Here is a 10746-nt window from a genome sequence, read left to right as displayed (position 1 = left end):
ACCCGCAACCTCCTCACCACCACTTCCAGCACTTCCGCGGCAGCGCCCCACCCGCCGCTACATCTCCACCGCGTCCAGCCCCCACCCAGGCGACGTCGCACCGCAGCACCGACCGCAAAACGACGTCCGCACCGGACTGGAGCCCTCGCACCAAGGCCCGCATCCTCCTCTCCACCTCTTCCAGCACTTCCGCGGCAGCGCCCCACCCGCCGCTACATCTCCACCGGGTCCAGCCCCCACCCAGGCGACGTCGCACCGCAGCACCGACCGCAAAACGACGTCCGCACCGGACTGGAGCCCTCGCACCAACACCCGCAACCTCCTCACCACCACTTCCAGCACTTCCGCGGCAGCGCCCCACCCGCCGCTACATCTCCACCGCGTCCAGCCCCCGCCCCAGCCCCAGGCCATCACCTCCCCACACCGCGGCCAGAGCCGCCGCGGCCTGCGCGTCATCGTCTCCGTCTTCCTCGACCCACCGACCCCGCACTGCACCACCCCCACCCCACTGGGAACGCCCCCTGCGCCGCCTCGCTTTGCCACGGCGCATGAACGCAGAGAGAGCAAGAGCGCCCGCAGTCAGGCGCCCGGCGCGTCATCGCTCACCCCTAGAGGGGGTCGTCTGGCGGTCTGCCGGGCGGCGCCGTCCCCACTCCCAGCACCGCCACCGCCACACCTGCGGCTCGCACCACCACGCCCCAAGAGCACACGCACTCTGCGACTGCTGGGAAGTACGGCGGTGCGGTCCAGGTCGGCGGGGCGGTCGAGCACGCGCACACCGAGACGGCTGGTGAGAGCACCCGCCCAGTCGCGACACCCACTGCCCTGCCGGAAGCGCCCACTACCTGGCGACAACCAGTGGGCAGTGCGCGGCTTCATTCGCACACTCCTGCGGTGGCACCCGCACCCGCCCTTGGTGCCGGCGGCCGTGCCCGCGTGAATGGCGTGGCCACAGAGCAGTGGTGGTCCATCGAATGGTCTTGACCCTGGCCGACGCGGACTGCTGAGTGTCACCCGTGCCGGGCGTGCCGCTGTGGCCGGGCGAGCTGCTCGTGCCGGGCGAGCTGCTGTGCCTGGCGGCTGTGGCCGGAGCCGCCAGGCAGCTGCGGTGAGTGCTGTCAGGAGCGTCGGTTCGGCCCATCTCTGATGAAGCGGCTCCTTCTGGAGCGGCCAGGCAGGGGGCGAGGGCTTCGGTTACTGGTCTGTGGCGGCTCTGGTCGTTGGTTCATTGAGGCTCCTGGCTCGATAGCTGCTTCATGTGGCTCCGTAGCTGGTTGGTGGGCGGCTCCCGGCTCGGTGGCTGCCGTGGCCTCTGTTCTGATCAACAGAGGGGGCAGACCACTGGCGGCCGGCGGTCTGGTGGGGACTGCGATCTCGACTCGGGTGGTTTCCGCATCGCGGCTGATCTTGATTTGGGCTCCGGGCGGCAGGGCCCGGGCGACCATCGCGCGGACCGCGGGCAGAGGTTCGCCGCGGGCCGCCGCCCGGGCGCCGCTTCGTGCCGCGTCCGTGCAGGCGACCTGGATCGACGCGATCCTCACCGCCCAGACGGACACGGCGAGGACGAGCACGAGGGCGGGCAGGGCGACGGCGATCTCCGCGGTGACCATGCCTGCGTCACGAGGGCGCCTGGGGCTCATCCGGCCAGGTGGAGGGCCCGCTTGACGACTCCTAAAAGGAGGTTTCTCACCTCCGGACTGGTCACGATCTTGAAGAGAAGCGCCGCGAACGCGGTCGCGGCGATCATGCCGACCGCGTACTCGGCCGTGGACATGCCGAGATCTCGGGCCCCGTGCCGCATCCTCCGGGCGACGGCGGTCAGGCCTCTCCGGACGACAGCGGTCATGGTCCGCATGAGGAGTTCTCCCTTCCGTGTCGGGGTTTCAGGTCCAGCCTGCGGGGGTGAGATCGGGGGCGACAGGGGAGCCGCGTTCTGTGGATAACTGCCGTGGCTCACCACGGGAGCAGGACCGTCGACGCGATTCCTGCGATGGTCGGGACGATGCCGAGCAGGACGAACGCGGGCAGGAAGCACAGCCCGAGCGGCGCCAGCACCCGGATGCCCGCGGCTCTGGCCCGGGCGAGAGCCGCCGCCCGGGCGGCGCGCCGCTGGTCGCGGGCCAGGCGGGTCAAGGTCGGCGCCACCGCGGCACCGCTCTCGGCCGCGCGGACGACCGTCCGGGCGAGCGGGGCCAGCGCCGGCTCGTCGGCCAGGCTGAGCCAGGCGGCGGACGGATCGACGCCCAACCGGATCTGGACGGCGACGCGGTGAAGTTCGTCCCCGACCGGTCCGGCGACCGCGCGCGCCACGGCCTCCACCGCGTCGCTCCACGGTGTTCCGCCCTGGAGGCAGGCGGCGAGCAGGTCGATCGCCACGGGAAGATCCGCGACAAGGCGCGCTCTTCTGCGTCGCTGGTCGGCGTGGCCGAGCCGACCCAGCACGCGGGCGACGACGAGGGACACCACGAGACCCGCGAGTGCGCCGAGCAGGCCGCCCAGCAGAACCGCACATGCGACGCCTGACAGCAACGCCCCTAGACGCCGCGTCAGGAGGTCCCGACGCACTTTCGTGGAAGGCGCCGCTTGATCTGGGGCGGTTGGTGGTGGTCGTCCTGGTGCGATGCCGTTGTGCCGGGTCGGCGCGCCTGAGGCGTCGTGTGGGCGCCGCGGCCAGGTGAGTGTCCTGTCCGAGCGGACCGATGTGAGGGCGGTGTATCGGCGTACGGCCGGGCTGTGACCACGAGGCCATAGGAAGCCGCAGACCGCAGCGGACAGCATGGCCAGAAGAATCATTCATCCTCCTCGCATTGAAGCTGGGCACCCGTTCGCTGACTGGTCAGCACCGTCACCTGGGCCGCTCGGCGGCTTGGGCCAGGCGGCTCGTCCACCACATGCCGAGCGCGTCGAGGGCGATACCGGCGACGAGGCACCCCAGGCCCGGGAGGGTTCCGAACAGGAAGGCCAGAGGCTTGGCGCCGAGCGCGGCCGCCATCGCCAAGCCGAGCAGCGGAAGCCCCGCCAGCAGACGCGCCGTCGCCCTGGGCCCCGCCAACTGGGCCGAGATCTCCTGACGCTGCTCCTCTTCGTCGCGCAGGGCGGCGGCGAGACCGTCGAGGACCGCGGCGAGCGTGCCCCCGCGTTCGGCTCCGATCCGCCAGCAGGCCGCGAGCAGCCGCAGCCCCTCCGCGCCCGGTTGTTCGGCAAGCAGTTCCAACCGGTCGGGCGTGGGCGCGTTCGCGCGCGTGGCGATGTCGCTGCCCGGTTGCCGCCGGGACTTCTCAGGAGCTGTGGACATGATCTGCGTGGTGACGTCCGGACCAGCGGACGTCCCCAGCAGGTGGACCGCGATCCGCGGGTCGAGCACGGACGCCGCCGCGTGGAATGCCTCGTCCGGCGGGCGACCGGCCGCCAACTCCGCGGCCATGCCGTCACACAACTCGATGACCGCGGTCTGCCATCGCCGACGCTGTCGGCGCCGCTCGCGCAGCCCATCGATATGAGCGGTCAGGCTCTGGAGAAGGTTTTGTCTCAACGGCCATGCGTCACGTGCGTTCGGTACGGCAAGCGCCCGGGTGAGCCGTTCGGAGGCTGTCGGAGGCTTGAACACGATCCATGCGCAGAGGGCGGCGCACAGCATGGCGGCTGCGGTCATGACACCGTCCCTTCACGCGTTCCGGTCCGGGTCGCCGGCACAGCCGCTTGCGGGACGTCAAGCCCGCGAGCAACGGACGACGTCGCCCCGGGCGGGTGGGGCACACCGCGCCGGTCCCCACCAAGATGCGGTGCCTGCTGGACGCCGGCCTCGGCCTGGCGCGGCTCGGGGTGATCGTGCTGGGCGGCGCGGCCGCCTCTCTCGCCCTGCTCGACAAGGCCCGCGATCGCGGTGTGCAGATCGTCACCGCCTACGGCATGAGCGAGACCTGCCGTCGCGGCCGCGCTGATGGCCGTCGATCGCGGTCGCCACCTGTGGTGCAACCGGGCTGCGAGATCGGATGCGCCCGGCAGCGTGAGCATGCGGCCCTCGGCGGTGAAGGCGACCGCGGGGACCGCCTGCACGAGACCGTCGGTTTGTCGGCGCAACAGGCAGATCTCGGCGACCCTCCGGCGTCCGCCGCCGGGCTCGCGGACGAGATGCACCACGACGTCGATCGCCGCGGCGAGCTGGCTGTGCACCGCCTCCCTGGTCAGGCCCGCGGCGCAGGCCAGTGCCTCGAGCCTCGCGGGGACGTCGGCGGCGGCGTTGGCATGCAGCGTCCCGCAGCCGCCTTCATGGCCCGTGTTCAGCGCGGCGAGCAGATCCACGACCTCCGAACCGCGCACCTCGCCGACCACGAGCCGGTCGGGGCGCATGCGCAGCGCCTGCCGGACGAGTTGGTGCAGCGTGACGCCGCCCGCGCCTTCCACGTTGGGCGGGCGCGCCTCCAAGCGCACGACATGGCCGTGATCGGGGCGCAGCTCGGCGGAGTCTTCGACGAGGACGAGCCGTTCGTCCGGGTCGACCAGGCCCAGCATGCAGCTCAACAGGGTGGTCTTGCCCGTGCCGGTGCCGCCGCAGATGAGGAAGGCCGCACGGGCGGCGATCACGGCCGCCAGCAACTCGGCTCCGTCGGGTGGGAGCGTGCCGGCCGCGACCAGCTCGTCCAGCGTGAACGCCCGCCGCCGAGGCAACCGCAAGGACAGGCAGGTGCCGTTGGCCGCGATCGGCGGCAAGACGGCGTGGAGCCGTATCCCGCCGGGCAGCCGGGCGTCGGCGTACGGGGACGCGTCATCGAGTCGGCGCCCGGCCGCCGCCGTCAGCCGTTGCGCCAGCCGTCGCAGGGACGCCTCGTCCGGGAAGCGCGTCTGTGTTCGCACCAGTCCGCTGCCGGTGTCCACCCAGACCTCGTCGGGACCGTTGACGAGCACGTCGGTCACGTCGGGGTTGCACAGCAGCGGCTCCAAGGGCCCCGCGCCGACGAACTCCGCACGCAACTCGTCGGCGAGCGCCAGCACTTCCCGATCGCCGAGCAGCCGTTCCTCCGCCCGCAGCGCGGCGGCGACGTGCCCGGCCGTGGGCTCTCCCCCGCTGGAGAGAAGACGGTCACGTACCGCGTCAGACAGCTTCTTCATCTCCGTCCTTCCAGCTCCGCGCAGGCGTCACCGCGTCCGTGAACCGGTCGCGGATCATCCGGATCGGCGTCAGGCGGCCTCGGGCACAGGCTCTTCGCAGTGGTAGAAGCCCAGGTCGGACAGCAGGTGGCCGCACAGTTCGGCAAGGGGGCCTTTGCGGCGGAGGAATCGGGCGAGGTCGCCCTCTTCGAGTGCGGCGGGAAGCCTGCGGTCGCGTTCCAGCACCCCCGCCAAGGGGAGGCCGAGGGCTTCGGCGATCACTTCGGGAGTGAGGCCGCCGGGGGCGGGGTTCCGCACGATCAGGCGCAGCGCGGCGGTCTCGCGGCGCAGGGTGGACGCCATCACGTCCGCGGCGACGGCGGCGCGCACCTCGGCGGGGACGAGCAGGTAGGTGACCTCGGCGGCGCGCAACGCGCACCGGCCGATCTCCCCGGGGTGTCGGGGCACGTCCACGACGATCAGATCGAAGCCGCGGGCTGCGGCGTCCAGCAGGGACTGCACGGCCTCCTGGGTGACCGGCACGGGCTTGCCTCGTCGCCACGACAGTACGGAGACCTCTCCCAGACTGGGCAGGGCCTCGCGCAGGGCGGCGGCGTTGAGCCTGCCACGCCGGTCGGCGAAGTCGGGCCAGCGCGCGCCTTCGTGATCCTCGAGCCCCAGCGTGATCTCCAGGCCGCCGCCGAGCGGATCGCCGTCGATGAGCAGGGTGCGCGCCCCGGTGCGCGCCGCGCTGAGCGCCAGGCCGGCGGCGAACACGCTGGCTCCCGTCCCGCCTCGGGACGAGCACACGCAGACGATGGCGCCCCGGCCCTCCGCGGGCTCGGCCGCGGCCGCCATCGCGTCGATCAGCCAGCTCTCGTCGTCGGGCAGGACCGCGAGGTCCTGCGCGCCGATCTCGAGCGCCTTGCGGTAGACGTCGTCGGTCTCCCCTTCCTTGGCGACGAGGACGACGCCCTGCCGACGCGGCAGCCCGGCGGCGACGACCTCCTCGGCCGACTCGGCTCCGACGAGCACGAGCGGCGGACGGCGCCAGTCCGCGCGGGCCTCGCCGGCGTCCTGGACGATTTCGGCTCCGGTATCGGCGGCCGCGGCGAGCCGCAGCAGGTCATCGCCGATCACCGGGTCGCTTGTCACGATCATTGCCGGGGTGGTCATCGTGTCCTCCCGTCCGTTCCTGAGGACACCACCATGCGGCTCGGCGAACAGCCGCCGGAAGACCTTCCCCAAGGTGTGGATAACTTCGTGGAATCGCAGGTCAGAAGGGATTGAGGCGCCTTGCCAGAGACGGAGGTCGGCGACGATCAGGATGCGGGTGATGGCATTGCCCGCTCATTAGGTAAAGGTCGGGATTGTGGTGTTATGTACGGAGTTGCCGGCGAGTCGGCAACGCAGTTGACGTCTCGTCGTCTGCGCGACGCCGAAAGCAGCGGACTGTCCGAATTGCCTGCCCGCCATGCCACTGGGACAGCAGTCCCCGGGAAGTCCGGCACGTGGCGTAAGTGATCAACGCGACTGTATGCGGCTGCGCCTCCCCAAGAACAGGCCGGCCCCAGTGAACAGCAGGCAGGTGCCACTCAACGAGCCAGTCGAACGTCCGACTGACGCCGCTCGAGCGGTGAGCGAGGTCTCGCGGTCGAGTTGAGACGGCATGCGCCGGCTGATGGGGGTCCGCGGCGCGGTCGCAGCCGGCAGACGCGCAGACTGCGTGCAGGGGGAGACAGCCGGCATTGCGGGGGCCATCTGCATCACAAGACGTCATCCGGGCAGGCGTGCGAACTCGGCCACTCGGCCGTACACAGGGCAGCCCTGTGCATAGGTCGTGGGACCCCAGGTCAGCAGCCATCGCCTACGCCTACGTAGGGCAGCCCCGCCCGAACACTGCTCACCCACACAACGCGCCGCCGGGCGTCGAGTCGGCGACGCACTCTCTGGTCGGCGGACAGGTGGCCCCGCACCAGGACGCCTCTCCCAGGACAGACGGTCTGCTGAGCACCGCTCACGGCTGTTCCAGTGCCGTCGGGCGCACTGGTGCGTCGGCGTCAGCCATGAGGGTGTTGGGGACGGGGCTTCACTGTGGATGCGGCGGCCTGAGGACTCCGTGGCGGGGGTGCAGCCGGGATCAACACGTGCGAAGTACGCCACCAGCCCGCCATCCGGGAGCGAAGACCAGCCACGGGGTCGAACTGGCCCTGCTGGTCGACTTCACGCACTGCCCGCGCCTGGGGGCGCTCCCACCGTTTCCTGGCCACACTGCCGTCGCTCACCGCAATGGCCGCCACATCACCCGATTCCTCCCCGTCACGGATCTGCCGCTTGAGCGTCAGGAGGACCTGGGAATGCCGTTCGCTCTTGGTCGCGCGGACAGCGGGTCGCCCGGTGGGCTTCGCGTACGAGGTGTAACCGCGCAACGAGCATGGCGGTCTCGGCGCGCCTGGGATACGCGGTCGGGCGGCGGCTTCGGTAGGCGCCTGGACCCGCCGCCGCCCGACCCGTTACAACAGGGCGACCCCCGCCGGGGGGGAGAGCGGGGGTCGCCGAACGGTCCGGCTCCGGGGGGGTAGAGCCGGCCCGTTTTCCCCAGAAAGTCTCGGGGAGATCGCACGCGACGGCATGCCGGGTTTGATCTCCCTTAGGAGAGCAAAGTCACCGCCTCCAGTCTAGGCAGATGAAGCATATGCTGCCCGATCATCGTGACTTCCGTCGAGCCGCAATGTCACGGGACGGGTAACGTTTTTTCTCACCTGGTTACGATGATCCCCACTCCAGCGGGCGAAGTGGGTCCGTCACACCATCCCGCCCAGTGCCTGCCGTACGACCGGAAAGCTCCTGGCTGAGAGTGGGAGCGTACAGGAGATCCCAAAGATCATTCTCACTGACCCCCAGATCGAGATCCCCGTGGGAATTCATCACACTCTGTGATCGACTCCAGAACAACCCATTCGCCCGTCTTGCCCGAAATATCACCCTCGACGGCGCCCCAATGCCCCAATGGGGGGCGGAGCAACCGCCGCCGAACCGAGCGCGAGGCGCGCCAAAGGGCCGCTCGTTGTGCGAGGGAGGGCTTGTCAACTGGGCGAATGAGGCGTAGACAGGTGCTACGGACCAAGTGTCCGGGCACGGCACCCGGGTACCCACGCGCGACCAGCCGCGGGAGGCGCGTCGTGACGGGCTTGACCCGCTCCGACGGATATGAGGTGCACGCTTGGTAACCCGGTGTGACGTGACTGGCGGCGGCGTCCCCGATGCGCGGGGCGCCGCTGGCCATGTTGTGACCCCCTCACAACGGCCGCCCTCAAGGCGCCCGTAAATCCCCGTACGCAGTCGAGAGCACGAGCTTAAGGGGAAGCGTCGACGCAGCGTGGTAGGCCCGTGTCCTGGACGTTGGGGCCCGCCTTGGGTGTTCCCATGGTGCAGTGGTCCCGCACCACACCAGCACCAGGCGGCACCGACGGCAGGCCGGCGGCCCTCCCACGGCGCGGAGAGGCTGCTCGTCTCGACAGCGGACCATCGGCGTACCGCCAGTTCAGGAAGGGTCTGGATACGGCGCCCAACCTGGGGGTGGCCCCCTTCCACGGGAGGCGGAGGGATACGGAGACTCGGCTCGTCGCCGTCGCTACCTGCTGCTTCGCCGAGGACGCCCCCGGGGCCCTCCGAGTGGAGACGTACGCCGCACCCGCTAGCGTGAGATTCTCACTCGCGGTTTTTTCGGAAGGCCATCAATCGTCCCGTGGCGCACCTTGACAGGTGCTTCACGCAGGAGTTCTCTTCTGGGTTCGATGCCGCAGTGAGAATGCATGCCGGGCCCTGGACGGGGCGCCGACGCATCTGTCACGCAATGCACAGACGCTCCTCCAGGTTTCCTGGGGAACGACGGCGGTGGCCCTCAGTAACCGTGCGTCTGCGTATGGGGTCCACGGCGGATCTGCAGCGGCCGAGGGAGGAGCACCCGGAAGGCCAACGGGACGGCGCAGCCCGAGCATCCACCGCGTCAGCCCCTCAAGATGGCCTCTCACGAGCCGCAGCAGCTGTAGCGTCACCGCACCCGGCCGGGTGCCCGACACGGCGGCGGGCCCTCAGCCGATGGCAGTCATGGCGCCGTGCGCCAACCTCGGTGAAGCCCGCGTCCCGAACCGCGACCGTTGCGCGGGCCACGCAGCGCTCCCAGGGAACGTGGCCGCCGCTCCCGACGCCGCGGCAATCCCCCCGCGCGGACGAGGTGCACACGCAGGCCGCCGCGTGCACCAGAGGCGGGGGCGCCTGATGCAGCAGCAGATGCGCGGCGTGCCCGCTCTGCGCGGTGGCCTTGCTGGCTCATACGGCGCGCGTGTGGACGCCATGGTTGGCGGTTCAGCAGCGGCCGAACCAAGGAGCGCCCGGAAGACCAACAGGACGATGCAGCTCGAGCGCCCGCCGCGTCAGCCCCTAAAGATGGTCTCTCACAAGCCGCAGCAGCCGTGGCGTCGCCGCAATGGCGGATCCACCCGGCCACACCTGCGGCGGCGCCGGACACGACGGCGGACCCTCAGTAACCCGGCGTCCGCGTAGGGGGTCAATGGTTGGCGGATCGGCAGCGGCCGAGGGAGGAGCACCCGGAAGACCAACGGGACGGCGCAGCCCGAGCATCCACCGCGTCAGCCCCTCAAGATGGCCTCACAGATGGCCTGCGAGTCACGAGCCGCAGCAGCCGTGGCATCGCCGCAATGGCGGATCCACCCGGCCACACCTTTGGGGGTGCCGGAGACGTAGCCGCGCAGCGCCGCTGCGTACTCCTCCGCGAGCTCCGCATGGCCGACCTCGGGCGCGGTGAGCGACTTGGGGTCGAGGCCGCGCGCCACCATGGTGAGGCGTTGGGCGGCACGGGCCACGATGCCGTCCCCCCAGCCGAAGGGACGCAGCGTGAGCAGCTCACCGTGCACGATGGCCGCCACCACCAGGGCGGGAGCGTCGGTCGGCTGGGTGAGCAGGCTGCAGAGCATGTCCAGCCGCGACGCCACTTCCCGCACCGAGGGAGGCTGCCCGAGGCCGAGTACATCCTCGACTTCCTGCCCCTCGGCTCGCGGGCGTCCCAGCGCGGACTCCTCTACGGCGTCTGCGGCGGCGAGGACGTGCAGCCGCGCCAACACCTGTCGGGGCGCCTGCCGCCAGGTGTCCACCAGGGAGCCCAGTTCCGCGGAGACGCGAAGGGCGCCCTGGACGACGGGATCCTTCGGAGCCTCGGCCGCCCGAATCTCGTCCAGGGTGACCGAGACGCCTTCCAAGGCCGCGGAGGCGCGCGCGCCACGCAAAGCCGCCTCCGTGGAGACCTCGGCACTGCGGCGACGCAAGACGCGATGACCGAGCAGCCGGTCCACCGCCGAGCGGGCGTCCGTCACCGCCTCGGCCACTCCCGGGAGGTTCGCTACTTGGGCGAAGGCATCCGATCCGGTCACGGCCACGACCTTAGGGGGTCGCCTGAGACGTCCCGCGCCCGGGGGCGACGCCACGCCACAGACGATCGCATCGACCGCTCCTACCGCCCCGGTAGCCACGAAAGCCGCAAGCGCCTACGGCACGCAAGACGCGGGCTGACCACCGCGCTGCACACGCTCGACGCGTGCCCACGACCGCTCGGCCGCGGGGTCCCAAGGGCCGTCTCCA

The 10746-nt window shown here is 71.0% G+C and carries 6 protein-coding genes and 1 pseudogene; all 7 read right to left on the bottom strand.

Annotated elements, in window-relative coordinates; all coding sequences use genetic code 11:
* Positions 1–1118 precede the first annotated feature (1118 nt).
* The 7 genes and pseudogenes from AR3_RS32630 to AR3_RS16945 all read right to left on the bottom strand — a co-directional run bounded on the left by AR3_RS32630 (position 1119) and on the right by AR3_RS16945 (position 10544).
* Entirely contained in the window at positions 1119–1610 is a 492-nt protein-coding gene (locus tag AR3_RS32630; RefSeq protein ID WP_281179277.1) for a TadE family type IV pilus minor pilin, read from the bottom strand.
* Between the two features lie 26 nt (positions 1611–1636).
* A complete protein-coding gene (locus AR3_RS16970; RefSeq protein WP_067915191.1) occupies positions 1637–1846 on the bottom strand; it encodes a DUF4244 domain-containing protein in 210 nt (69 codons plus the stop codon).
* Positions 1847–1953: 107 nt separating this feature from the next.
* A complete protein-coding gene (locus AR3_RS32250; RefSeq protein WP_227023120.1) occupies positions 1954–2376 on the bottom strand; it encodes a type II secretion system F family protein in 423 nt (140 codons plus the stop codon).
* A 469-nt stretch (positions 2377–2845) separates the two neighbouring features.
* On the bottom strand, positions 2846–3652 hold the full coding sequence (locus AR3_RS16960) for a type II secretion system F family protein (RefSeq protein WP_067915184.1): 807 nt from the start codon (positions 3650–3652) through the stop codon (positions 2846–2848).
* Positions 3653–3957: 305 nt separating this feature from the next.
* Positions 3958–5109: pseudogene (locus AR3_RS16955) on the bottom strand (TadA family conjugal transfer-associated ATPase); the annotation flags it as partial.
* Between the two features lie 69 nt (positions 5110–5178).
* Positions 5179–6264, bottom strand: coding sequence for a septum site-determining protein Ssd (ssd, locus tag AR3_RS16950; RefSeq protein ID WP_067915183.1), 1086 nt, complete (start codon positions 6262–6264; stop codon positions 5179–5181).
* A gap of 3476 nt (positions 6265–9740) precedes the next feature.
* Positions 9741–10544, bottom strand: coding sequence for a Fic family protein (locus AR3_RS16945; RefSeq protein ID WP_067915182.1), 804 nt, complete (start codon positions 10542–10544; stop codon positions 9741–9743).
* Positions 10545–10746: the final 202 nt, after the last annotated feature.

Origin of the sequence: Actinomadura rubrobrunea NBRC 15275 (assembly GCF_001552235.1) — a bacterium.
In the GTDB taxonomy this organism is placed as follows: Bacteria; Actinomycetota; Actinomycetes; order Streptosporangiales; family Streptosporangiaceae; genus Spirillospora; species Spirillospora viridilutea.
The sequence above is the reverse complement of the archived record's forward strand: the minus strand, read 5'-3'. Positions and strand labels throughout refer to the sequence as shown.